The following is a 22,660-nucleotide window of genomic DNA, read 5'->3' on the forward strand; positions in this document are numbered from 1 at the left end:
GTCGTGGGCCCGCACCGGAACGGTCAGCGCGATGCCGTCACCGCCTTTTCGAGAACATAAGCCTATAGATCTACATCGACCGCGGTTTAAAGAAATCTCAAAAATGATAGTTCGCAACAATTCTCTTTTTTAAGATACCCACCGACATCCATATTGCGCACAACATGAAACATTGATTCATCAAAGAACATTTTTACGACAAGAAGATTTCCTTCACGAGCGACCCAAGGGGCAAAGTAGAAGTACCGGATGACAGTAATCGACGTTAGCGACTGTAACGGAGAACTGAAAAAAGGCCGTGAGCGTGCTCTCGCGATGTCGCCGGAAGAACGCGAGGCACCACTGCGCAACAAACAGCGCCAGCGGGCGCTGCGTGCGCCCGTCCGCTCGCTTGAATCCATCGCAAAGCCAGCCTGGTATGAAGCATGGCTTCGCAAGGGGGACAAGACTCACGGCAGTGTTCAATTACCTTCACCCCGGCGCAACAGTAGGGAGATGGGGTTTCATCAAGGGCGTCAACTGGTACACCCTGCTCGGCGACCTGTTCGTCGAACGCCTCGGCGGCGATGCCGCACTGCGTGCCGCGCTCGATCGCGACGACATCCTCATCGAGCGAATCAATCACTGCACACTCGTGCGCGCCGGCCCGTTCCCGCGGCTCGGCGCCCCGGAGGAAGGTTTGCCCGAGCCTTACGTGTTCGTCAACAAGGTGCTGCGCGTGTTGCGCAACCCGAAGCCCGACGGTCTGCATCTCTACGAACCCGACCTGCCCAACGCCGACGCCGGAAATGCGCGTGCATGGCAAGCGCGCTTCGATCTCTGGGATGCGCCGCCAATTCCCGAACCGCCCGCGATCGTGCCGGAACCGCGTGGCACGCGACGCCGCAGTGTTCCTGGCGGCGAGCCCTGTCCCGAAGCGGGTTATTGGCGCACGCCGGCCAAGGCCGGTAGCGAGCAGTATTTCGACGTGGGCGACGTAATGCCGGTTGTAAAGGGAAGCCAATGGGGCAAGACGCATTGGTCATGGGTGCGCGGTCCGAAAGATGGCGGACAGTCGTAGTGCGAGCACGGCAACCGCATGGAGGAAACCGAGCGCCGGTTTCCACGGCCACGCGCCACGCGCCACGCGCCTCGAGCCGCACGGGCCGAACGGGGCCGAGCGGCCCGCGCATCTGCACGACGTGATCGCGCTCGGTCGTACGATCGTGGTCGTCACCCTCGAAGCCTAACTGGGCGACGGTACTCCCCGTCACTCACACACCGTCGCCCCGCCCCGCGCCGGCGCGAACGCCACCGCACTCGCGGTCGCGAGCAACGCGACGCCGGCCGCGCCGTACACCATCACCCAGCCGAACCCGTGCACGAGCGCCGCATGCAGCGCGGTGCCGCCCGGGTCGGCCTGCGCGAGCGCCGGTGCGATCGCGTGCAGCCCGTCGGTGCGCCCCGACGCAATCTCCTGCGCAAGCGCGCGCAGCGCGGCCGCATCGACGGCCCCCGCGACGCCGGCCTTCAGACTCGCGACGATCCCCGCGACCAGCACGAAGCCCATCGCCGCGATGTTCAGCGCAAGCGAGATCATCCGCGCGCTCATGTCGATGCCGGACGCCATCCCGGCCCGCGTGCTCGGCACCGCGCCCGTCGTCGTGTTCGTGACCGGCGTGTTGGTGAGCCCGAGCCCGATGCCGGCAACCACGCATCCGGGCAGCATCGTGAGCCAGCTCGCGTGATCGACGCCGCTGCCGACGCGCATCAGCGCGAAGCCGGCCGCGATCGTGAACAAGCCGCCCGGAATCACGACGCCCGGCCCGTAGCGCAGCGCGAGCCGTTCGCCGAACGGCGGCGCGACGAGCGTCGGCAGCGTATAAGCGAGCAGCGCGAGGCCGGCCGTCACGCTGTCGTAGCCGAGCGCGACCTGGAACCAGATCGGCAGGTAGATCATGAACGGCCAGAAGCTGAAGTTCATCCCCATCGAGCCGAAGATCGCGCCGGTGAACGCGCGGATCCGGAACACGGAGAAGTCGAACATCGGCCGCGCGCTCACGCGCTCCGCGACGACGAAGCCGGCCGCCGCGAGCACGGTCGCGCCGAGCACGCCGAGGCCGGCCGCGCTCGCGAGCCCCAACGCCGCGCTCTGCGTGATATAGAACGCGAGCCCGAGCACGGCGAGCGACAGCGTGACGATGCCGGCCACATCGAGCGTGCCCGCATGCGGATCGCGCGACTCCTGCACCGCGCCGCCGATCAGCACGAGTGCGACGGCCGCGAGCGGCGCATGGACGAGGAACACCCACGGCCAGCTCGCCAGCGCGACGATCGCGCCGCCGACGATCGGCCCGAAACCGAGGCCGATCCCGAACACGATTCCCCAGATCCCGAATGCGCGGCCACGCTCGCGCCCTTCGCGGAACTGGTGCGACAGCACCGCGATCTGGCAGATCAGCATCGCGCCGCCGCTCGCGCCCTGCAGCAGCCGGCCGGCAACGAGCACCGGCACGTTCGGCGCGAGCCCGCACAGCAGCGACGTCGCGCCGAACAGCACGGTGCCGATCACGTACACGCGCTTGCGGCCGAACCGGTCCGCGAGCGTGCCGGCCGCCATCAGCACCGTCGTACACGCGATCGTGTACGCGTTCATGATCCATTGCATGCCGTTGAAGTCGCCGTGCAGCACGTGTTCGAGCGTCGGCAGGATCACCGGTACGCTCGAGATCTCGAGGCCGAACATCAGCGACGTGAGACAAACGGCCGCGAGTGCGACCGCATTCCTGCGGGAGTCGGATAGCGTCATGCGTCATGCGCGACGGCCGCAAACCGGGCCGCGCGCCTCCAGGTGAGTAGGATTCGCCGCGTGCGGCCGGCGACGCACGCGGTACGGGAATCGGTACTATAGTGAGAATCCTTCTCCCCATTGACGCTTGGATTTCTCAAAACTGGGGAATCACAGGATGCAATCAACGCAATCAACGCAATTGACGCAAGCACCATGACCGACAGACTCGACGGCGTGACGACCTTCGTCCAGGTCGTGGAATCCGGCAGCTTCGCGCTTGCCGCCGAACGGCTCGACATGACGCGCTCGGCGGTCGGCAAGGCGATCGCGCGGCTCGAGAAGCGGCTGGGCGCCAGGCTGCTGCAGCGCACGACACGCAGCCAGAGCCTGACCGACGACGGCCAGGCCTACTACGACCGCTGCGTGCGCGCGCTGGCGGAGCTCGAAGCGGCCGAAGCCGATCTCGATTGCGGCCGCAACGAAGCGCGCGGCAAGCTGCGGCTGAGCGTGCCGCTCGCATTCGGGCACCACTGCGTGACGCCGATCGTGCTCGACCTCGCACACACCTATCCGCATCTGCGGATCGACGTGTCGATCACGGATCGTTTCGTGGATCTCGTCGAGGAAGGGATCGATCTCGCGGTGCGCATCGGCACGCTCGCGGACAGCACGAGCCTCGCGGTGCGGCGGCTCGGCACGCAATACGGCAGCCTCGGCGCGGCGCCATCGTATCTCGCGCGCTACGGCGTCCCGCAATCGCTCGACGATCTGAAGCACCACCGGACGATCGCGTATTCACGCTCGGGCGTCGTGCAGCCGTGGGATCTGCGCGCGCCGGACGGCTCGACGCTGCGCGTCGACATGCAGCATCAACTAAGTTTCGACGACGTGCAGGCGATCGCGGCGGCCGGCGCGTCGGGGTTCGGGATCGCGTGGCTGCCGAGCTGGCTGCTCGATCATTACGTGAAGCGCGGCGAGATGGTCGTCGTGCTCGATCGCTGCTTCGTCTGCGAAGGCGACATTCATGCAATCTGGCCGAAAACGCGCTATCTGCCGCGCAAGACGCGCTGCGTGATCGACGCGCTCGTGCAGGCGGTGCCGCCAATGATCGAGCGCCCGGAGCCGCCAAGCATCAAGAAAGCCGGTTGAAGCCGACGCGCCGCACGGGCGCGTCGGGCAATCAAGCGGCCATCAAGCGACGATCACGCCGCGCCGAGATCGGCGAGCGGATGCGTGCACACCTTCCATGGCGACGTCAGGAAATGCCGCACGCGCTCGGCGCGCAGCTCGACGAGCGATGCGGGCGCCCAGCGCGGCTTGCGATCCTTGTCGACGAGATGCGCACGCACGCCTTCGCAGAAGTCGCCTTCCTCGATTGCGCGCGCAACGATGCCGAGCTCCATCCGGAACGACTCGGCGAGCGTCATCTGCCGGCCGCGCAGCAGCGCTTCGCGCGTCACGCACAGCATCGTCGGCGAATGGCCGGCGAGCGCATCGAGCGTCGCCTGCAGCCACTGCCGATGCTCGCGCGACAGCTCGTCGCGCGCGAGATCCTGCTTCAGCGTCGCAACGATCCGCTCGACGGTCGAGCGCTTGTCGAAGTGACGGACGATCCACGGCATCTGGCTGTCGAGCGCCGCATGCGGCACGACGTTGCACGGCGGCTCGAACACCTTGCGCAGCGCCGGCAACACGTCGCCGTCCCATTTGATGCTTTCGATGCGCGTCTCGAACGTGTCGAGCCACGACGACGGCACGCACAGGTCCGCGAGCTTCGCCGTCAGCGCGTCGGCGCCCGACAGCATCGCGCCCGTCAGGCCCACGTACAGTTCGAGCTCGACCGGCATGCGCGACAGGAAATGCGTCGCGCCGACATCCGGCACGAGGCCGATGCGCGTCTCGGGCATCGCGATCTTGCTGCGTTCGGTCGCGACGCGCAGCGCCGCGCCCTGCGCGAGCCCCATGCCGCCGCCCATCGTCACGCCGTCCATCAGCGCGACGACCGGCTTCGGGAACGTATGGATCGCGTAGTCGAGCCGGTACTCGTCGACGAAGAACGGCAGCCAGGTTTCGCGCTGCGCGACCATCTTGTACAACGCACGCACGTCGCCGCCCGCGCAGAAGCCCTTCTCGCCCGCGCCGCGCAGCACGACCGCGATGATCTGGTCGTCGGTGCGGCAGCGCTCGAGCAGCGCAGCCAGCTCGCCGATCATCGGATACGACAACGCGTTGAGCGCGGCCGGCCGGTTCAGCGTGATCAGCGCCACGCGGTTCACCACGCGAAACAGCACCTCCGGTGCCGGTTGCGCGACGCTGTCATGTGTCATGGCGGGCGTGCTCATCGTTGTGCGTCTCCGTCGGTATGCCATTGCGGCGCGCGCTTGCCGAGAAATGCGGCCACGCCTTCGCGCGGATCGTTCGTGTCGAACAGGTCGACGAAGCGTTCGCGCTCGACGGCCAGCGCCGCGCCGCGCGGCACGCCGCGACGCGCGAGGCCGATCAGCTCCTTGCTGTAGGCGACCGCATGCGGGCTTTGCCGCGCGACGTTGCGGGCCAGCGCGAGTGCCGCATCGCGCGCGGCGCCGCTTTCGACCACGTCCTCGACGAGGCCGATCCGCAGCGCGGTGGCCGCATCGACGCGCGTGCCGGCCAGGATGATCTTCTTCGCCCAGCCTTCGCCGACGAGCCAAGGGAGCGTCTGCGTGCCGAGGCCGCACGGCAGCAGCCCGACCGACGGTTCCGGCAGCGCCATCTGCGCATGCGTCTCGGCGATGCGCAGGTCGCACGCGAGCGCGCATTCGAGGCCGCCGCCCATCGCATAGCCGTTGATCGCCGCGATCGTCACGACGCGTGCGTCATGCAGCGCCTCGAACGCGGCGCCGAAACGCGCGGCCATCGCGCGCGCGACGCCACGGTCGCCGTCGGCGAACGTGTTCAGGTCGGCGCCGGCGCTGAAGAACTTCGGGCCGTCGCCGGTGATCACCAGCGCGCGCACGCGCGGGTTCGCGTTCAGTTCGGCGACGGTTTGCTGCAGCTGCCGCAGACCGTCGGCGGTAAAGGCGTTCGCAGGCGGACGCTTGAGCGTCGCGCACGCGATCGCGCCGTCGTCGACGTAGTCGAGTTCGATCATGACGCGTCCTTCTTCGTGGCCGGTTGATACAGGCGGATCACCGCCGAGAAATCGAGTTGTCCGTCGCCGCGGCTGCTCATCGTCTGGTACAGCTGCTGCGCGAGCGCGCCGAGGTACACGGGTTGGCGCGCCTGCTTCGCGGCGTCGTTCGCAAGGCCGAGATCCTTCAGCATCAGGTCGGTGCCGAAGCCGCCGCTGTAGCCGCGCGACGACGGCGCCGTGGCGATCACGCCCGGATACGGGTTGTACGTGTCCGAGCTCCAGCAGCGGCCCGTCGACGTGTTGACGATGCCGGCCAGCACCTTCGGGTCGATACCGAGCGCGACGCCGAGCGACATCGCCTCCGACACGGCCGCCATCGAGATGCCGAGCACGAGGTTGTTGCAGACCTTCGCGACCTGCCCCATCCCCGTCGCACCGCAATGGACGATGTTCTTGCCCATCCCGGCGAGCACGGGCTTCACGCGCTCGAAGTCGACGTCGCTGCCGCCGACCATGAAGGTCAGCGTGCCGGCCGCCGCGCCGCCGGTGCCGCCCGACACGGGCGCATCGACGAACGCACCGCCGTGCTCGCGCACGAGCGCGCCGAACGCCTGCGCGCTCGCCGGATCGATCGTGCTCGAATCGATCACGGTGGCGCCCGCGCCGAGGCCGGCCAGCACGCCGTTCTCGCCGGCGAGCACCGAGCGCACGTGCGGTGCGGCCGGCAGCATCGTGATCACGAACGCCGCACCCGACGCGGCGTCGCGCGGCGACGCGGCCACCTGTGCGCCGGCGTCCTGCAGCGCGCGCAATGCGTCGGCGCTCAGGTCGAACGCGTGCACTTCATGACCGGCTTTCAGCAGGTTCAGCGCCATCGGCGCGCCCATGTGGCCGAGGCCGATAAATCCGATTTTCATTACGTGTCTCCCATCCCATGCTTCGCGCACGACCGGCGCGCCGCGCCGATCGCGCGCGTCGTCGTCAATGCAGCCGGATCGTCGTATTCACCGGGGCGGCCGTGGTGTCGTCGTCGAACCAGCGTGCGGTGACCGTCTTCGTCTGCGTGTAGAACTGCACGACCTGCTTGCCATAAGGGCCGAGATCGCCGAGCTTCGAGCCGCGCGAGCCGGTGAAGCTGAAGTACGGCACCGGCACCGGGATCGGGATGTTGATGCCGACCTGGCCGACGTCGATCTCGCTCTGGAATTTGCGTGCCGCCGCGCCGCTCTGCGTGAAGATGCCCACGCCGTTGCCCATCGGGTTCGCGTTGACGAGCGCGATCGCATCGTCGAGCGTGTCGGCTTCCATCACGACCAGCACCGGCCCGAAGATTTCATGCGTGTAGATCGACATGTCGGTTTTCACGCCCGAGAAGATCGTCGGGCCGACGAAGTTGCCTTCCTCGAAGCCGGCGACCTTCACGTCACGGCCGTCGAGCTCGAGCTTCGCACCTTCCTTGATGCCCGCGTCGATCAGCGACAGAACCCGCGCCTTCGCGCCGCGCGACACGAGCGGCCCGACGTCGGTGCCGGCTTCCGAGCCCGCGTTGACCTTCAGCGCCTTCGCCTTCTCGACCAGGTCGGGCAGCCAGTCGCGCGCCTGGCCGACGAGCACGACGACCGACGTCGCCATGCAGCGCTGGCCGGCCGCGCCGAAGCCGGCGCCCACCAGTGCGTTGATCGCCTGCTCGCGATGCGCATCGGGCAGCACGACGGCGTGGTTCTTCGCGCCCATCATCGACTGCACGCGCTTGCCGTGCTGGCTGCCGAGGTTGTACACGTGCGTGCCGACGGCCGTCGAACCGACGAACGAGATCGCCTTCACGAGCGGATGCGTGCAGATCGCATCGACGACTTCCTTGCCGCCGTGCACGACGTTCAGTACGCCTTTCGGTACGCCGGCCTCGATCGCGAGCTCGACGAGTTCCATTGTCGACAGCGGATCCTGCTCCGACGGCTTCAGCACGAACGTGTTGCCGCACACGATCGCCATCGGGAACATCCACAGCGGGATCATCGCGGGGAAGTTGAACGGCGTGATGCCCGCGCACACGCCGAGCGGCTGGCGCAGCGTGTAGGTGTCGACGCCGCCCGCGACGTTCTCCGCGAATTCGCCGAGCTGCAGCGTGCCGACCGAGCACGCATGCTCGACCACTTCGAGGCCGCGGAAGATGTCGCCTTCGGCGTCGGGAATCGTCTTGCCCTGCTCGGCCGTCAGCGTCTTCGCGATGCGCTGCTGGTTCGCGCGCACGAGATCCTGGAACTTCAGCATGATGCGCATGCGCGCGGCGATCGGCGTGTTCTTCCACGTCGCAAACGCGGCGTGCGCGGCCTGCACGGCCGCGTCGACTTCGGCGACGGTCGCGAACGGCACGCGCGCGAGCACCTGCTGCGTCGCCGGGTTGACGATGTCGCGCCACTCGCTCGTGGTGGACTCGACGAAGGCGCCGTCGATCAGCAGCTTGACCGTCGGCACGTCTTGCCCCGAACGGGGCGTCGGATTCGCGTTCATCGGTGAACTCTCCTTGCAGTGAGCCGCGTGGCGTCAGGCGACGCGCGGCCGGTTCGGTTCAGTCAGGCTGCGGGCCGCCGCCGCGGCATGCGGCGCGCACGACCCGCGGCCGGTCATTTCAGTTCCGCGGCAAAATCTTCTTCCCAGTACTCGCCGGGCATGCGCTCGGTTGCGTCGTCGCCGCGCTCGATCTCGCGGCGGCGCAGCTCGACGCGGCGGATCTTCCCGGAGATCGTCTTCGGCAGCTCCGCGAACTGCAGGCGGCGGATGCGCTTGTACGGCGCGAGCTTGTCGCGCGAGAAGCGGAAGATCTCCAGCGCGAGCGCCGGGCTTTCCTCGTAGCCCTGTCGCAGCGTGATGAACGTCTTCGGCACCGCCAGTCGCACCGGGTCCGGGCTCGGCACGACGGCCGCTTCCGCGATCGCCGGATGCTCGATCAGCACGCTTTCCAGTTCGAACGGGCTCAGCCGGTAGTCGGACGACTTGAACACGTCGTCCGCGCGGCCGACATACACGTAGTAGCCGTCGTCGCCGCGCATCGCGATGTCCGACGTGCGGTAGTGGCCGTCGCGCATCGCATGCGCGGTTGCGTCGGGGTTGTTCGCATAGCCGGTCATCAGGCCGACCGGGCGCGTCACGTCGGGGCCGATCGGCAGCGCGATCTCGCCTTCGCCGACGGGCGCGCCGTCCGGGTCGAGCAGCGCGATCCGGTAGCCGGGCAGCGGCCGGCCCATCGAGCCCGCCACCACCGGCTGGCCCGGCGAGTTGCCGATCAGGCAGGTCGTCTCGGTCTGGCCGTAGCCGTCGCGGATCGTGATGCCCCACGCCTTCTTCACGCGCTCGATGATCTCGGGATTCAGCGGCTCGCCCGCACCGACGATCTCGCGCAGCTTCACGTCGAACGACGCGAGCGGCTGCTGCACGAGCATGCGCCACACCGTCGGCGGCGCGCACAGCGTGGTCACCTGGTATTTGACGAGCGCATCGAGCACGACCTTCGGCTCGAAGCGCGCGTAGTTGAACGCGAACACGCACGCCTGTGCATTCCACGGCGCGAAGAAGCAGCTCCACGCGTGCTTCGCCCAGCCGGGCGAGCTGATGTTCCAGTGGATGTCGCCGGGCTGCAGGCCGACCCAGTACATCGTCGACAAATGCCCGATCGGGTAGGTGCGATGCGTATGCTCGACGAGCTTCGGCTTCGACGTCGTGCCCGACGTGAAATACAGCAGCATCGGATCGTTCGCGTGCGTGACGGCATCCGGCTCGAACGCGGCGCCCGCCGCGTAGCCGTCGTTCATCGCGAGCCAGCCTGCGCGCGGTGCGCCGGCGACGATCCTCTGCTTCAGACCGAGATCGGCCTGTTCGAACTTCGCGGTTTCGCTCTCGTCGACGATCGCGTATTTCGCACCGCCGATCTGCACGCGATCGCGCACGTCGTCGGCCGACAGCTGCGTGGTCGCCGGCAGCACGATCGCGCCGAGCTTCATCGCGGCGAGCATCGCGTCCCACAGCTCGACCCGGTTGGGCAGCATCAGCAGGATCCGGTCGCCGCGCACGACGCCGATCGAACGCAGCCAGTTCGCGATGCGCGACGAGCGCTCGGACATCTGCGCGAACGAGTACGGATCGCCCGTACCGGTTGCCGCGTCGACGATCCATAGCGCGGGTTTGTCGTTGTCGCGCGCCATCGGGTCGAAATAGTCGAGCGCCCAGTTGAACGCGTCGAGCACCGGCCATTCGAAATCGCGGTAAGCGGTTTCGTAGTCGGTGCGATGGCGCAGCAGGAAGTCGCGTGCGTCCAGGAATGCCTGTACCGTCATCGTGTCGTCTCCGTCTCCAGTCTCCAAACCCGGCGGTCAACCGGCGCATGCGCTGCAGCCCATGCCCGGTTCCCTGTCGCGCGGCGCACGGTCACGTCGTTGCGTGCCGCGTTCACCGCGCTGCCCTCGTGCGCTGCTCGTTCATATCGTTGTCTGCGCAACGAACGCCGCGACTCAAAGCTGTCGCGCGATCACCATCCGTTGCACTTCGCTGGTGCCCTCGTAGATCTGCGTGATGCGCGCGTCGCGATAGTGACGTTCGACTTCGTAATCGGCGAGATAGCCGTAGCCGCCATGAATCTGGATCGCATCCGAACACACGCGCTCCGACATCTCGGATGCGAACAGCTTCGCCTGCGACGCTTCCGACAGACACGGCAGCCCGGCCGTGCGCAGCTTCGCCGCGTGATGCACGAGCAGGCGTGCGGCGTTGATCTGTACGGCCATGTCGGCGAGCTTCTGCTGGATCGCCTGATGCTCGGCGATCGGCTTGCCGAACTGCACGCGCTCGCTGGCGTAGCGGCGCGCCTTGTCGAACGCGGCGCGCGCGATGCCGAGCGCCTGCGCGGCGATGCCGATGCGCCCGCCTTCCAGGTTCGACAGCGCGATCTTCAACCCTTCGCCGCGATTGCCGAGCAGGTGGTCTTCCGGAATCGCGCAGTTATCGAGCGTAATCGGGCACGTGTCCGATGCGCGGATGCCCATCTTCTTCTCCGGCTTGCCGACGATGAAGCCCGGCGTGTCGGTCGGCACCAGGAACGCGGAAATGCCGCGCTTGCCGGCTTCCGGGTCGGTCATGGCAAAAACGATCGCGACCCCGGCACGCTGCCCGTTGGTCACGAACTGCTTCGCGCCGTTCAGCACCCACTTGCCGTCGCGCAGTTCCGCCCGCGTGCGCAGGTTGTTCGCTTCGGAGCCCGCTTGCGGCTCGGTCAGGCAGAACGCGCCGATGATGCGGCCGGCCGCCATCTCGGCGAGCCAGCGATCCTTCTGAGCGGGCGTGCCGAAGCCGAGGATCGGCCCGCAGCCGACCGAGTTGTGCACGCTCATCATCGTCGCGCACGCGGCGTCGCCGGCGGCGATCTCTTCCATCGCCAGCGCATACGCGACGTAGTCGGTATAGGCGCCGCCCAGCTCCTGCGGCACGATCATCCCGAGCAGGCCGAGCTCGCCGAGCTGCGCGACGACGGCATCGGGCAGATGCGCGTCGTGGTCCCACTGCGCGGCGTTCGGCGCCAGCACCTCGGTGGCAAACGCGCGCGCGGCGTCGCGGATCATCCGCTGGTCTTCGGTGTAAAGCTCGTCCATGGCGCTGCTGTCTCCTGCGGCCGCGTGCGGCGACCGGCCTTCTGTTTCGATGCAACAAGTGTAGGCAAGCACGCGCGACTGTTCGATGCTCGCGCCGCTCATTTACACTGAGCGTTTTTGCCATAGCGGCAACACCGATGAAGCAGGAAGACAAGGGAACCGTCGCGATCAGCCTCGTCGCGTACAGCGTCGCGCTCGCCACCCGGCGCGGCGTCGCGGCCGAGCCGCTGCTCGCGCAAGCCGGCATCACGCCCGCGCTGCTCGCGCAGCCGCGTGCGCGGGTGTCCGCGCAGCAATACGGCGCGCTGTGGAACGCGATTGCGCGCGCGCTCGACGACGAGTTTTTCGGGCAGGATCGCCACCCGATGCGCAGCGGCAGCTTCATCGCGATGAGCCAGGCCGCGCTGTCCGCGCAGGACGGGCTCCACGCGATGGCACGCGCGGTGAATTTCATGCACTGCGTGCTCGACGACCTGCACGCGGAGCTGGACGCCAATCCACAGCGCGTCCGGCTGCGTTTCGTGCACCGCAACAGCGCCGCGTCGCCCGCGATGTTCACGTACGCGACGTATTTCATCATCGTCTACGGGCTGACCTGCTGGCTGATCGGGCGACGCATCCCGGTGCTGCATGCGAGCTTCCGCTGCGACACGCCGCCCGCCGATCACGAATACCCGTCGATGCTGTGCGACGACATGCGGTTCAACCAGCCCGATTCGTATGTCGATTTCGATCCCGAATTCGCGACGCTGCCGGTCGTGCAGAACCCGAAGACGCTGAAGGCATTCCTGCGCAACGCGCCGGCCAGCTTCATCGTCAAGTACCGCAACCCGAACGCGCTCGCGCAGCGCGTGCGCACCGTGCTGCGCGGCATGCCGCCCGCGTCGTGGCCCGGCGCGGGCGGGATGGCCGCGCGGCTGCACGTGGCCGAAGCGACGCTGCGCCGCAAGCTGCATCAGGAAGGCCACGCGTACCAGTCGATCAAGGACACGCTGCGGCGCGACCTCGCGTTCGAGGCGCTCGCCGATCCGTCGCGGACCATCGCCGACGTCGCCGCCGCCACCGGTTTCGCGGAGCCGAGTGCGTTCTACCGCGCGTTTCGCAAGTGGAGCGGGCGCAGTCCGGCCGAGTATCGCGAAGAAGCGCTCGGGCGCGGGGGCGGCAGCGCGGGCTGAGTGCACGGCCGGCGGCCCCGCCTTCGCGCTTTCCGCCGAAACCGCCTAATCTTCAAGCATCGGGCCAACGCCCTTTCCGCGAGAGCCGGATGGCGTGCGTCCGCGCGCCGCCCGGACGCCCCGATGCGCATTCACCGTCATGGGCCGCCGCCCGCTTCCGCCGGAGGCCGCCCCCGTCACCCGCTTTCCGCGCGGGTCGCGCGCGCCGCGCTGTTCGCGGCGCTGCTCGTCGTATGCGCGGCGCTCGCCGCGCCGCCAGCGTCGGCCCCCGCCGCTCCCGCCGCCGCCACGCCGCCGGTCGTCGTGATTCCCGTCAACGGCGCGATCGGGCCGGCCAGCGCCGACTTCATCGTCCGCTCGCTCGAGCGCGCCGCGCACGAACACGCGCCGCTCGCGATTTTGCAGCTCGATACGCCCGGCGGGCTCGACACGTCGATGCGGCAGATCATCAAGGCGATCCTGGCGTCGCCGGTACCGGTGGCCGCGTTCGTCGCGCCGGGCGGCGCACGGGCCGCCAGCGCGGGCACCTATATCGTCTATGCGAGCCACGTCGCCGCGATGGCGCCCGGCACGAACCTCGGCGCGGCATCGCCCGTGCAGTTCGGGATCGGCGGCGGCGCGCCGGGCGGCCCGGGCGCGACGCGGCCATCGGCTGCCGGGGCGTCGGGGGCGGCGGGTGCGTCCGGCGCATCGGCGACGCCAGCCGCCGAGCTGCCGAACGACACGCAATCCACCGAGATCCGCAAGGCGACGCAGGACGCCGCCGCGTACATCCGCGGCCTCGCGCAGTTGCGCGGCCGCAATGCCGACTGGGCCGAGCGCGCGGTGCGCGAAGCCGTGAGCCTGTCGGCGAACGAGGCGCGCGCGCAGCACGTCGTCGACCTGATCGCGCAGGATCCGGCCGACCTCGCGCGCCAGCTCGACGGCCGGACCGTGACGACCACCGCCGGCACGCTGCACGTTGCGACCGCGCACGCGCCGCTCGTCGTGCTCGCGCCCGACTGGCGCAGCCGCTTCCTGTCGATCATCGCCGATCCGAACGTCGCGCTGATCCTGCTGACGATCGGCATCTACGGCCTCTTCTTCGAATTCGCGAACCCCGGCTTTGTGCTGCCGGGCGTCGCCGGCACGATCTGCCTGCTGGTCGGGCTGTTCGCGATGCAGTTGCTGCCGATCAGCTATGCGGGGCTCGGTCTCGTGCTGCTCGGCCTGGGCTGCCTCGTCGCCGAGGCGTTCCTGCCGACCTTCGGCGTGCTCGGCTTCGGCGGGATCGTGTCGTTCACGATCGGCGCACTGATGCTGATCGACACCGACGTGCCCGGCTACGGGATTCCGTGGCCGGTCATCGCGGGCCTCGCGGTCGGCGGCGGGTTGCTGGTTGCCGGCGTGTCGAGCGTCGCGCTGCGCGCGCGGCGGCGTCCGGTCGTGACCGGCGCCGAGGCGATGCTCGGCAGCATCGGGGCAGTGCTCGACGACGGCCTGCATCCGGATCAGCCGCCTGGCGCCGCCGGCCCCGCGCCGTCGGCCGCCGGCTGGGCGCTCGTGCACGGCGAACGCTGGCGCGTCGCGAGCAGCGAGCCGCTCGCCGCCGGCTGCCGCGTGCGCGTCACCGGCCGGCACGGGCTGATGCTCACCGTCGCGCCGCTGTACGACGCGCGACCGCTCGAACCCCATCACGGAGAAACTTCATGATCGGTTACACGTTCGGCTTCGGCAGCGTCCTGATCGTCTTCGTCGTCGTGCTCGCCGCGTCGTCGATCCGCATCTTCCGCGAGTACGAGCGCGGCGTCGTGTTCATGCTCGGCCGCTTCTGGAAGGTGAAGGGGCCGGGGCTCGTGCTGATCATCCCGATCGTCCAGCAGGTCGTGCGGATCGACCTGCGCACCGTCGTGTTCGACGTGCCGGCGCAGGACGTGATCACGCGCGACAACGTGTCGGTGAAGGTCAATGCGGTCGTGTATTTCCGCGTCGTGGATCCGGAGAAGGCCGTGATCCAGGTCGCGCGCTTCTTCGAGGCGACGAGCCAGCTCGCGCAGACGACGCTGCGCGCGGTGCTCGGCAAGCACGAACTCGACGCGCTGCTCGCCGAGCGCGAGCAGTTGAACGCGGATATCCAGAAGACGCTCGACGCGCAGACCGATGCGTGGGGGATCAAGGTGTCGACGGTCGAGATCAAGCACGTCGACCTGAACGAGACGATGATCCGCGCGATCGCGCGGCAGGCCGAGGCCGAGCGCGAGCGGCGCGCGAAGGTGATTCATGCGGAAGGCGAGCTGCAGGCGTCGGAAAAGCTGCTGCAGGCCGCGCAGCGGCTCGCGCAGCAGCCGCAGGCGATGCAGTTGCGCTACCTGCAGACGCTGACGACGATCGCGGCCGACAAGAATTCGACGATCGTGTTTCCGCTGCCGGTCGATCTGCTGGGGGCGTTGCTGGAGCGGTGGGGCGCGAAGCGCGAGCCCTGAGATGCGCATGTGCCGGCCCGCACGACGTCGCGGGCCGATGCCGATGGGCGCGGGGGCCGTGACGGCCGGCGCCCGTCGCGCGGCGCCCCGACGCCCCGCCGCCCCGCCGCCCCGCCCGCGTCAGGCCAGCAGCTTGCGCTCGGCCTTGCCGTACTTGATCGACTTCTCGTCCGGGATCATCAGGCCCGTGTGCTCGTCGCGGCCCTGCAGCAGGAAGCGCGCGTCCGGGTTGCCGATCTGTTCGGCCGCGAGCTTGCTGTCCGCGCCGATCTCGCCCTTCTTCATCCGGTTGACGATCACGCCGGCCGCGGTGTCCTTGAAATCGCGCAGCATCCACGCGTCGCCGTCGCTGTCGCCGAACACCAGCAGCGGGCCGTAGCCCTTCTTCGACGCGAGGACGTTGCGGATCCCCACCGTCTTGCCGGGCCCCCAGTTGAAATGCCAGCCGGCCGGATAGGTGCTCGTGTACTTGCCGTCCTGCATGTCGAGACGCAGGCCGATCACGTTCTCGGGCGGCACGCCGTAGCCATAGTTCGGATTGCCGGCGAATACGCGCACGACGTCGTCGAGCGACGCGGTGCTCACGTACACGTCGATGCCGTTCGCCCGCAGCGTATGCATCACCGCGCGGATTTCCTCGTGAATGCGGATGCCGTGGAAATGCGTATCGGCCACCACGCCGGCCTTGCCCGGCAGCGTCTTCGGGCTTTCGTAGCGGACCTTGCGCAGCGCGTCGCCGATCCCGTAGTTGTTCGACGCTTCCGCCATTGCCTGCAGCTCGGCGGTCGTCATGTTCTTGTAGAAGTAGATGATCCACTTGTAGCCGACTTCGAGCGGATGCGTGTCGCAGATCGCGTCGTACATGAAGTACAGCTTCGCGCGGAAATCCTTGAACTGGTCGGTCTCGCGGATCTCGTCGAGGCTCTTGTCGCCGCCGAGGCCCTTGTAGTTCGCATGGAGCCAGCGGTAGTCGGACTCGACGTCGGCGGCGAGGTCCTCCATCGTCACCGGCTTGCCGTCGACGGTCGTGTAGTCCTTCATGAACGCGCCCTTCGGCACGTCCTTCCACATCACGCCGACGAACTCGTCCGGCGTCAGCTTGTACTGCAGATGGTTGATCTGGTACATCAGCAACGCCTCTTCGCAGTCGTTCATGATGCACGTGTTGTCCCAGTCGAACACCGCATACGGGCGGCGCTTTGCGTCGTAGCGCGCGCTCGCGACGCCATGCCGGTCGAGCACCGCCTGCAGGCGCGCGGCGTTGAACGGCGACCAGCGGCCCGGGTCCAGCGCGTCCGGCGCGGTGGCGCTCTTCGCGCCGGCAATGCCGGCCTTGAGCATCAGCGGCGTCGCGGCGGTCGCCGCGGCAAGGGTGTTCATGAACCGGCGGCGTTGCATGGTCTCTCTCCGTGGAAATGTCGAATCGGCTTCGGTCGCCCCGCGCGACGCGCGGCACACCGGCCCCGCGAAGCCGCAAAGGCTTCGAATTCGGGGCGGATGATGTGACGAAATTATTTCGGCAATTTGACAGCGTCGCGCCGTGACGCGACGGGGAGTTGATCCGGCGCGACATTCCAGACCCGCGCCTGCACCCCGCGTGGCGCTCCGGGCCTGCTCCCCCGCTTGGGACGCGTGAGCAGGCGTCGACCATCCGGCCCCGACCGCCGCAAACCTAGAGCTTCCCCTCCATTTCGGCCCTTCATTAGGAGAAGCCCTCATCTCCGGGGGCTGGCGCGCGACGTCGAACCGGCTATGATTGTTACATCGCACAATGGCACATTAAATGATGGCTGAATAATCCGCGTCCGAATCACCAACGGATACGTTCCGGATCAGCACCCAGCCTTGCACAAGGACCCGCGTCGCGCCGACACGCAAACGCGGGCCGACACATGGAGACGCATCATGACCGACCACCACCCGCTGCCGGAAGTCCACCTCGACGAGCTGCCGCAATTCCGCGCGGTCCAGCAGCTTGCCTACCGCTGCGTCGAAACGGTCGGCGCGATGCTCTACCCCGGCATCACCGAGAAGGAGGCCGCACGCCTGCTCACCGAGTGGCTGCGCGACCACGGCGTGCACGACTGGCTGCACAAGCCGTTCGCATGGTTCGGCGACCGCACCGCGTTCGACGGCTTCTCGGGCCTCAAGCACATGGGCGGCTTCAACCTCGCGTTCTTCCCGAGCAACCGCCAGCTCGAAACCGACATGCCGGTGATCCTCGACGTCGCGCCGGTGCTCGACGGCATCGTCGCCGATGTCGGCTATGCGCACTGCCTCGGCCGCAACCCGATCCTCGAGCAGTTGCAGGACGACCTGATGGACCATCGCGACATGATCGTGCGGCTCGTGAAGGCGCGCCGGTCGATGGCGGAAGTCGCGCAGGAAGTCGACGCGCTGTGCCGCCGCCAGGGCGTCGAGCCGCGCCACAAGGCGTATCCGTTCAAGGTGCTCGCGCATCGCGTCGCGAAGATCCACAAGCTGTCGAAGCCGCGCTTCGTCGCGCGCTTCGGGCTGAACGCGACGCGCAACCTGTTGCTCGACCAGGGCCGTGCGGCGAAACGGCAAGGCTGGTCGCCGCTGTGGTCGATCGACCGCCGCTCCGAGCACGCGCCCGTGCCGGGCCTATGGGCCGTCGAGCCGCATCTCGGCTTCGCCGGCGTCGGCGCGAAGTTCGAGGAACTGCTGGTGATCACCGACGACGACGCGTACTGGCTCGACGACGACCTGCCGCACGTGCGCCGCTGGCAGCGCCGCCAGGCCGAGCACGTGCAGGCCGCGGCGAACGTTCCGGCCGCCGCCTGACGCATCCGCGCCCTTCCCCGAACCCCTGAACGACGGACTCACGATGCAGCCTCTTTCCGACGAAGCGCCGCTGGCCCTGTTCGAATCGGTCCATAGCGAGACGGCCGTCGCCTCCGGCGACCTCACGCTCGCGGTCCGGACCTGGGGCGACCCGTCCCGCTCGCCGGTCGTGCTGGTGCACGGCTACCCCGACGACAGCAGCGTGTGGCAGCAGGTCGCGCCGCTGCTCGCGCGCAAGCACTACGTGATCGCTTACGACGTGCGCGGCGCGGGCCTGTCCGCCGCACCGAAACGCACGGCCGACTACCACCTCGCGAAGCTGACCGACGACTTCGTCGCGGTGATCGACGCGCTCTGTCCGGGGCGCGCGGTGCACCTGATCGCGCACGACTGGGGCTCGATCCAGGGCTGGGAGTTCGTCACCGATCCGCGCCTGGCCGGCCGCATCGCGTCGTACACGTCGTGCTCGGGGCCGTGCCTCGATCACGTCGGCTTCTGGCTGCGCGAACGCGTGCTGCACCCGACGCCCGCGTCGCTGGCCAAGCTCGGCGGCCAGCTCGTGCGCTCGTGGTACGTGGTCCTGTTCCACCTGCCGTTCCTCCCCGAGCTCGGCTGGCGGCTGTGGCTCGGCCGCGCATGGCCGGGCCTGCTGCGCCGGGTCGAGAAGACGCCGGCGGCCGCGCGCGCGACGCAGGCCGACGACGGCGCGCGCGGCGTGCGCCTGTATCGCGCGAACTTCATCCGCTGCCTGCTCGCGCCGCGCGAACGCTACGCGCATGCGCCGGTGCAGACGCTCGTGCCGCTCGGCGACAAGTACGTGAGCCCCGCGCTGTCCGAGAACCTGTCGCGCTGGGTGCCGCAGTACTACCGCCGCGAAGTCGCGGCCGGCCACTGGCTGCCGCTCGCCGCTCCGGAACGCTTCGCAGCCCTCGCCGAACAGCTGATCGATGCGGTCGAATCGGACGAGGAGCCGCCCGCGCTCGCGAACGCACGCCGCCGCGCGACGAGCGGCCGCTTCAGCGGCAAGGTCGCGGTCGTCACCGGCGCGGGCAGCGGCATCGGCCGCTGCGCGGCGCTGGCGTTCGCCCGCGAAGGCGCGACGGTCGTCGCATGCGACATCGATCTCGCGAGCGCCGAGCGCACCGCGCTGCTGCTCGGCCTGACCGGCGCGCAAGCCCACGCGAAACGCGTGGACGTCGGCTCCGCGGACGAAATGGAAGCGCTCGCGGCGTGGGTCGGCAGCGAACTCGGCGGCGCGGACATCGTGATCAACAACGCGGGCATCGGCATGGCCGGCGGCATTCTCGACACAAGCACGCGGCACTGGGAGCGCATCCTGCGCGTGAACCTGTGGGGCGTGATTCACGGCTCGCGGCTGTTCGCGCAGCAGATGGCCGCGCGCGGCAGCGGCGGCCACATCGTCAATACCGCATCGGCCGCCGCGTTCGGGCCGTCGCGCGACCTGCCCGCCTATGCGACGACGAAGGCCGCCGTGCTGATGCTCAGCGAATGCATGCGCGCCGAACTCGCGGAGCGAGGCATCGGCGTGACGGCCGTGTGCCCGGGTTTCGCGGAAACCGGAATCATGGCGTCGACGCACTACGCGGGCGCCAACGCACAGGACGAAGCGCGGCTGCGCAAACGCGCGACGAAGCTGTACCAGATGCGCGGCCTGAAGCCCGAGACCGTCGCGCAGGCGATGATCGACGGCGTGCTGCGCAACCGGCCGGTGGTCGCGGTGGGCACCGAGGCGCATGCGCTGCGCTTCGTCGGCCGCTTCATGCCGTGGCTTGGCCGGATGCTGGCCCGCATCAGCATGGCATCGCATTGACGGCGCAGGCCGCCGCCCAGCAACGGAGACACAGATGACCGAAACCGCCGACTATCACAAGATCAAGGCCCGGCACGTGAAGTTCGACTTCAGCGACACGCCGATCACATGGGTGCCGGACGACCCGGGCAGCACGCACATCATCAACACGCTGAACCTGCTGTTCCCGGAAGGCGAGCTGTGGTTCTGCCGCGTGTACAACAAGGCGCTGCCGCTGATCACCGATGCGCGCCTGCGCGACGAAGCCGACGGTTTCCTGCGTCAGGAAGCCGTGCATTCGCGCTCGCACGGCGGCGTGCTCAAGCACTACTACGACCGGCACGGCATCGACACGAAGCCGTTCACGCGGAAGCTGAACTGGCTGTTCACGCGCGTGCTCGGTGAAGCGCCGTTCGGGCTGAAGATCGGCCACACGCGCTTCTGGCTGCGACAGCAACTGGCCGTGATCGCATCGCTCGAGCATTTCTTCGGCTATCTCGGCAACTGGGTACTGAATGCGCACGGTCTCGACGAAGGCGGCGCCGATCCGACGATGGTCGACCTGCTGCGCTGGCACGGCGCGGAGGAAGTCGAACACCGGACCGTCGCGTTCGACATCTACAACCACATGGGCGGCACCTACCTGGAGCGCTGCGCGCACATGGCGTTCGTGATCGCGCTGCTGCTTTACTTCATCACGAGCGGCGCGCGGTTCATGTACCGGCGCGACCCCGCGGCGGGCCGCTATCCCGGCTTCGTGCTGTCGTGGTGGAAAGGTTCGCGGCGCGGGCACCTGCCGTCGTTCTGGAAAGTGATCGGCGCGGCGCTGCGCTATTTCAAGCCGGGTTATACGCCGCACCACGAAGGCTCGACCGAGCAGGCGCTCGCGTATCTCGCACGCTCGCCGGCCGCTCAGGCGGCTGCGCACGGCGGCAACTGGGGCACGGCGAAGGGCACCGAATCGGCCGCGTAGCGGGTTGCATGATCCGTTGTGTAATCGCGTTGATGACGGTTCCGGCGGGCGGCGCCCGCCGAAATGCGTACAATCGCGGCTTCATTTCCCGGAGGTGCCGCGATGGCCATGAAGAAAACCGATCTAGAAAAGAACAAGGCGCTCAAGCTGACGCACTCGATGAAGCAGTCGAGCTCCGCGCGCTTCGGCAAGGGCGTCGACGAAGCGGCGAAGCTCGATCGCCGCGCGCAGCGCAAGCTCGACCAGGAACAAGGCCTCGTGCCGTTCGCGTGCAAACTGAACGCCGACCTCGTCGAACAACTGAAGGCACGCGCGGCCACGCATCCGAACGGGATGACGGGCCTGCTGTCCGAACTGCTCGTCAACGGGCTCGCCCAGCGCGACGCGTGATCGCCGTCCGTTTCCAAAATAGTCGTTGACAACGCCGAACGACATCGACAAACTCGTTCGCATGCCTACGTTCAAGCACATCGCCATCGCGAATCATCACCCGATGAACATTCGAAAGAATGGTTCACGGGAGGCGCTTGTGCGTTAGCATCCGAGCAGTACCGCATGTCACACAAGGCCTCACCGGAAACGGATGAGGCCTTTTTGTTCTGGTGCACGTCATCCGTCCGGCTCAATGAATGGAGATGACGATGGACCAGGCAAGCCCGTTGTTCGACTGTCCCGATCTGCGCCGCACCGGCACGATCGCGTTACCGACCGTCGTGATCCGTTTCGCGGTTGCGCCGCGCACGACCCTCCCCTGGCGTGCACCGCGCGATGCGGAAATTCGTGCGCACGGCGCGCCGCTGTGGGTCACGCGTCCGCCGAGCGTCGACGACTACTGGGTGCAACCCGGCGACGTGCTGCGCATCGCACGCGGCGATCGCATCTGGCTCAGCACCGGTGACGCGCGACCAGCCGAAGCGTCGATCACGCTCGCCTACGTGCGGCACGGCTCACGGCTCAAGCGCATGCTCGCGCGAGTGCAACGTTTGCTCGTCGGACGATGGCGAAGAACGGAGTGACGATGCGCGCTCACGCGCAGAACGGGTGTCACGCCATGCTCGTGATCACGGCCCGCCGAAACGGACGCACCCGCGGCGCAACGCGTCGCGGGTGCGCATCGAATGACGCGGCACGCGAATGCGTGCCGCGCGCGATCGCGCGCCGCGCACGACCCTTGGATGCATCGAGGGTATCAGGTGCTGGCGGCGAGACGCGGGCCCGTGCTGCGAGGCGTGGAATCGAGGTCGGGGCGTAGCGCCGCCTGCGAGGTCACCCACGGGTCGATGCCTTGCTTCTGCACCTCCTCGAGAAATGACACACGTGTGCGCCAGTAATCCGCTTGTAATTTCGCATCGATGACGCGCTGTTCGGCCGCGAACAGTTCCATACGCGCCGTCACGAGCATCGATGCAGCGGTTTTTTCCGGCGTGGGGGCGTGCCGCATCGCCCAACGGCTGATCCAGTTCAACATGCTGACCTCCGTGATTACGGACGAACCCGCATCGGGCAATCGCAATCGGTCGCGCCTGCCCGAATGCGCCGCGACCGTCACCGCACTTCACCGCCTGACCCGCACGGACTGCGACTCCCCCGCGTCGGCAACAACTGGCCGGCGTGTGTGCGCGCTGTATCTATCCTAGAAAGAGTTGCCGGTTTACGCGATGGGGTCTTGCAATCTTTTACACAGAAACCACAGTCGCACCCGCGTCGCAAAATGACAGTTGCGTACGGGACGGGTTCGGCGCACGATAGCCCGATTCCTGCACCGCCCCGGCTGACGAATGGCCGATGCACGCCGCTGCGCATGCGCCGCGGCCATGCTCGCGCGTTCACGCGCCCGTCGCATGCGCACCGCGTTCACCGAGCATGCGGGCGTTGCGTTTCAGTCGCATGTCACCACGTGGCAGCCGCGCCACA

Annotated in this window: 19 protein-coding genes and 1 pseudogene; 11 read left to right on the top strand and 9 right to left on the bottom strand. The window is 68.1% G+C overall.

The window, feature by feature from the left end; all coding sequences use genetic code 11:
• Window positions 1-460 precede the first annotated feature (460 nt).
• A pseudogene (locus tag O1Q03_RS27180) lies at window positions 461-1,060 on the top strand (type VI immunity family protein); the annotation flags it as partial.
• A complete protein-coding gene (locus tag O1Q03_RS27185) occupies window positions 1,044-1,229 on the top strand; it encodes a hypothetical protein (RefSeq protein WP_269507129.1) in 186 nt (61 codons plus the stop codon). The pseudogene O1Q03_RS27180 and the gene O1Q03_RS27185, both read left to right, overlap by 17 nt.
• Window positions 1,230-1,249: 20 nt before the next feature.
• Here O1Q03_RS27185 and O1Q03_RS27190 read toward each other — a convergent pair whose 3' ends face one another.
• Entirely contained in the window at window positions 1,250-2,788 is a 1,539-nt protein-coding gene (locus O1Q03_RS27190; RefSeq protein WP_269507130.1) for an MFS transporter, read from the bottom strand.
• Window positions 2,789-2,983: 195 nt separating this feature from the next.
• Here O1Q03_RS27190 and O1Q03_RS27195 point away from each other — a divergent pair, with 195 nt between their 5' ends.
• Window positions 2,984-3,919: a LysR family transcriptional regulator gene (locus O1Q03_RS27195; RefSeq protein WP_269507131.1), complete on the top strand. Its 936-nt coding sequence runs from the start codon at window positions 2,984-2,986 to the stop codon at window positions 3,917-3,919.
• 53 nt (window positions 3,920-3,972) lie between these two features.
• Here the strand turns inward: O1Q03_RS27195 and O1Q03_RS27200 are convergent, their stop codons facing one another.
• The 6 genes from O1Q03_RS27200 to O1Q03_RS27225 all read right to left on the bottom strand — a co-directional run bounded on the left by O1Q03_RS27200 (window position 3,973) and on the right by O1Q03_RS27225 (window position 11,521).
• Window positions 3,973-5,112 carry an enoyl-CoA hydratase/isomerase family protein gene (locus O1Q03_RS27200; protein WP_269507132.1) on the bottom strand — a complete coding sequence of 380 codons (1,140 nt, stop codon included), beginning with the start codon at window positions 5,110-5,112 and terminating at the stop codon, window positions 3,973-3,975.
• Entirely contained in the window at window positions 5,109-5,900 is a 792-nt protein-coding gene (locus O1Q03_RS27205) for an enoyl-CoA hydratase (protein WP_269507133.1), read from the bottom strand. The genes O1Q03_RS27200 and O1Q03_RS27205 overlap by 4 nt, the downstream gene beginning before the upstream one ends.
• Window positions 5,897-6,799, bottom strand: coding sequence for a 3-hydroxyisobutyrate dehydrogenase (mmsB, locus tag O1Q03_RS27210; RefSeq protein ID WP_269507134.1), 903 nt, complete (start codon window positions 6,797-6,799; stop codon window positions 5,897-5,899). The genes O1Q03_RS27205 and mmsB overlap by 4 nt, the downstream gene beginning before the upstream one ends.
• A 64-nt stretch (window positions 6,800-6,863) precedes the next feature.
• The gene (locus tag O1Q03_RS27215; protein ID WP_269507135.1) at window positions 6,864-8,393 is read right to left on the bottom strand and encodes a CoA-acylating methylmalonate-semialdehyde dehydrogenase; all 1,530 of its coding nucleotides are present in this window, start codon (window positions 8,391-8,393) and stop codon (window positions 6,864-6,866) included.
• Window positions 8,394-8,506: 113 nt separating this feature from the next.
• Window positions 8,507-10,213, bottom strand: coding sequence for an AMP-binding protein (locus O1Q03_RS27220; protein ID WP_269507137.1), 1,707 nt, complete (start codon window positions 10,211-10,213; stop codon window positions 8,507-8,509).
• A 174-nt stretch (window positions 10,214-10,387) separates the two neighbouring features.
• Window positions 10,388-11,521 carry an acyl-CoA dehydrogenase family protein gene (locus tag O1Q03_RS27225; RefSeq protein WP_269507138.1) on the bottom strand — a complete coding sequence of 378 codons (1,134 nt, stop codon included), beginning with the start codon at window positions 11,519-11,521 and terminating at the stop codon, window positions 10,388-10,390.
• Between the two features lie 137 nt (window positions 11,522-11,658).
• Here O1Q03_RS27225 and O1Q03_RS27230 point away from each other — a divergent pair, with 137 nt between their 5' ends.
• The 3 genes from O1Q03_RS27230 to O1Q03_RS27240 all read left to right on the top strand — a co-directional run bounded on the left by O1Q03_RS27230 (window position 11,659) and on the right by O1Q03_RS27240 (window position 15,158).
• Entirely contained in the window at window positions 11,659-12,696 is a 1,038-nt protein-coding gene (locus tag O1Q03_RS27230; RefSeq protein ID WP_269507140.1) for an AraC family transcriptional regulator, read from the top strand.
• Window positions 12,697-12,819: 123 nt separating this feature from the next.
• Window positions 12,820-14,388: an NfeD family protein gene (locus O1Q03_RS27235; RefSeq protein ID WP_269507141.1), complete on the top strand. Its 1,569-nt coding sequence runs from the start codon at window positions 12,820-12,822 to the stop codon at window positions 14,386-14,388.
• Entirely contained in the window at window positions 14,385-15,158 is a 774-nt protein-coding gene (locus tag O1Q03_RS27240; RefSeq protein ID WP_269507142.1) for a slipin family protein, read from the top strand. The genes O1Q03_RS27235 and O1Q03_RS27240 overlap by 4 nt, the downstream gene beginning before the upstream one ends.
• 120 nt (window positions 15,159-15,278) lie before the next feature.
• Here the strand turns inward: O1Q03_RS27240 and O1Q03_RS27245 are convergent, their stop codons facing one another.
• The gene (locus O1Q03_RS27245) at window positions 15,279-16,556 is read right to left on the bottom strand and encodes a haloacid dehalogenase-like hydrolase (protein WP_269507143.1); all 1,278 of its coding nucleotides are present in this window, start codon (window positions 16,554-16,556) and stop codon (window positions 15,279-15,281) included.
• A 507-nt stretch (window positions 16,557-17,063) separates the two neighbouring features.
• Between O1Q03_RS27245 and O1Q03_RS27250 the strand changes: the two genes are divergently transcribed.
• The 5 genes from O1Q03_RS27250 (at window position 17,064) to O1Q03_RS27270 (ending at window position 21,762) form a co-directional block, all read left to right on the top strand.
• Entirely contained in the window at window positions 17,064-17,963 is a 900-nt protein-coding gene (locus O1Q03_RS27250; protein WP_269507144.1) for a M24 family metallopeptidase, read from the top strand.
• Window positions 17,964-18,006: 43 nt separating this feature from the next.
• The gene (locus O1Q03_RS27255; protein ID WP_269507145.1) at window positions 18,007-19,794 is read left to right on the top strand and encodes an SDR family oxidoreductase; all 1,788 of its coding nucleotides are present in this window, start codon (window positions 18,007-18,009) and stop codon (window positions 19,792-19,794) included.
• A 34-nt stretch (window positions 19,795-19,828) separates the two neighbouring features.
• On the top strand, window positions 19,829-20,746 hold the full coding sequence (locus O1Q03_RS27260) for a metal-dependent hydrolase (RefSeq protein ID WP_269507146.1): 918 nt from the start codon (window positions 19,829-19,831) through the stop codon (window positions 20,744-20,746).
• A gap of 102 nt (window positions 20,747-20,848) precedes the next feature.
• Window positions 20,849-21,136: a hypothetical protein gene (locus O1Q03_RS27265; RefSeq protein ID WP_269507147.1), complete on the top strand. Its 288-nt coding sequence runs from the start codon at window positions 20,849-20,851 to the stop codon at window positions 21,134-21,136.
• A gap of 251 nt (window positions 21,137-21,387) precedes the next feature.
• Complete coding sequence (locus O1Q03_RS27270) at window positions 21,388-21,762, top strand: DUF2917 domain-containing protein (RefSeq protein ID WP_269507149.1); 375 nt, start codon at window positions 21,388-21,390, stop codon at window positions 21,760-21,762.
• A 173-nt stretch (window positions 21,763-21,935) separates the two neighbouring features.
• Here the strand turns inward: O1Q03_RS27270 and O1Q03_RS27275 are convergent, their stop codons facing one another.
• Entirely contained in the window at window positions 21,936-22,214 is a 279-nt protein-coding gene (locus tag O1Q03_RS27275; RefSeq protein ID WP_269507150.1) for a hypothetical protein, read from the bottom strand.
• Window positions 22,215-22,660 lie beyond the last annotated feature (446 nt).

The sequence above is a fragment of the Burkholderia sp. IMCC1007 genome, assembly GCF_027257875.1.
Classification (GTDB): Bacteria; Pseudomonadota; Gammaproteobacteria; order Burkholderiales; family Burkholderiaceae; genus Burkholderia.

Excerpts from the sequence above, each read along its gene's own strand:
- O1Q03_RS27260 (WP_269507146.1), top strand. The coding sequence starts at position 19,829 with ATGACCGAAACCGCCGACTATCACAAGATCAAGGCCCGGCACGTGAAG.
- O1Q03_RS27240 (WP_269507142.1), top strand. The coding sequence starts at position 14,385 with ATGATCGGTTACACGTTCGGCTTCGGCAGCGTCCTGATCGTCTTCGTC.
- O1Q03_RS27275 (WP_269507150.1), bottom strand. The coding sequence starts at position 22,214 with ATGTTGAACTGGATCAGCCGTTGGGCGATGCGGCACGCCCCCACGCCG.
- O1Q03_RS27245 (WP_269507143.1), bottom strand. The coding sequence starts at position 16,556 with ATGCAACGCCGCCGGTTCATGAACACCCTTGCCGCGGCGACCGCCGCG.
- O1Q03_RS27185 (WP_269507129.1), top strand. The coding sequence starts at position 1,044 with ATGGCGGACAGTCGTAGTGCGAGCACGGCAACCGCATGGAGGAAACCG.
- O1Q03_RS27235 (WP_269507141.1), top strand. The coding sequence starts at position 12,820 with ATGCGCATTCACCGTCATGGGCCGCCGCCCGCTTCCGCCGGAGGCCGC.
- mmsB (WP_269507134.1), bottom strand. The coding sequence starts at position 6,799 with ATGAAAATCGGATTTATCGGCCTCGGCCACATGGGCGCGCCGATGGCG.
- O1Q03_RS27270 (WP_269507149.1), top strand. The coding sequence starts at position 21,388 with ATGGACCAGGCAAGCCCGTTGTTCGACTGTCCCGATCTGCGCCGCACC.
- O1Q03_RS27200 (WP_269507132.1), bottom strand. The coding sequence starts at position 5,112 with ATGAGCACGCCCGCCATGACACATGACAGCGTCGCGCAACCGGCACCG.
- O1Q03_RS27230 (WP_269507140.1), top strand. The coding sequence starts at position 11,659 with ATGAAGCAGGAAGACAAGGGAACCGTCGCGATCAGCCTCGTCGCGTAC.
- O1Q03_RS27225 (WP_269507138.1), bottom strand. The coding sequence starts at position 11,521 with ATGGACGAGCTTTACACCGAAGACCAGCGGATGATCCGCGACGCCGCG.
- O1Q03_RS27220 (WP_269507137.1), bottom strand. The coding sequence starts at position 10,213 with ATGACGGTACAGGCATTCCTGGACGCACGCGACTTCCTGCTGCGCCAT.
- O1Q03_RS27195 (WP_269507131.1), top strand. The coding sequence starts at position 2,984 with ATGACCGACAGACTCGACGGCGTGACGACCTTCGTCCAGGTCGTGGAA.
- O1Q03_RS27215 (WP_269507135.1), bottom strand. The coding sequence starts at position 8,393 with ATGAACGCGAATCCGACGCCCCGTTCGGGGCAAGACGTGCCGACGGTC.
- O1Q03_RS27250 (WP_269507144.1), top strand. The coding sequence starts at position 17,064 with ATGACCGACCACCACCCGCTGCCGGAAGTCCACCTCGACGAGCTGCCG.
- O1Q03_RS27205 (WP_269507133.1), bottom strand. The coding sequence starts at position 5,900 with ATGATCGAACTCGACTACGTCGACGACGGCGCGATCGCGTGCGCGACG.
- O1Q03_RS27190 (WP_269507130.1), bottom strand. The coding sequence starts at position 2,788 with ATGACGCTATCCGACTCCCGCAGGAATGCGGTCGCACTCGCGGCCGTT.
- O1Q03_RS27265 (WP_269507147.1), top strand. The coding sequence starts at position 20,849 with ATGGCCATGAAGAAAACCGATCTAGAAAAGAACAAGGCGCTCAAGCTG.
- O1Q03_RS27255 (WP_269507145.1), top strand. The coding sequence starts at position 18,007 with ATGCAGCCTCTTTCCGACGAAGCGCCGCTGGCCCTGTTCGAATCGGTC.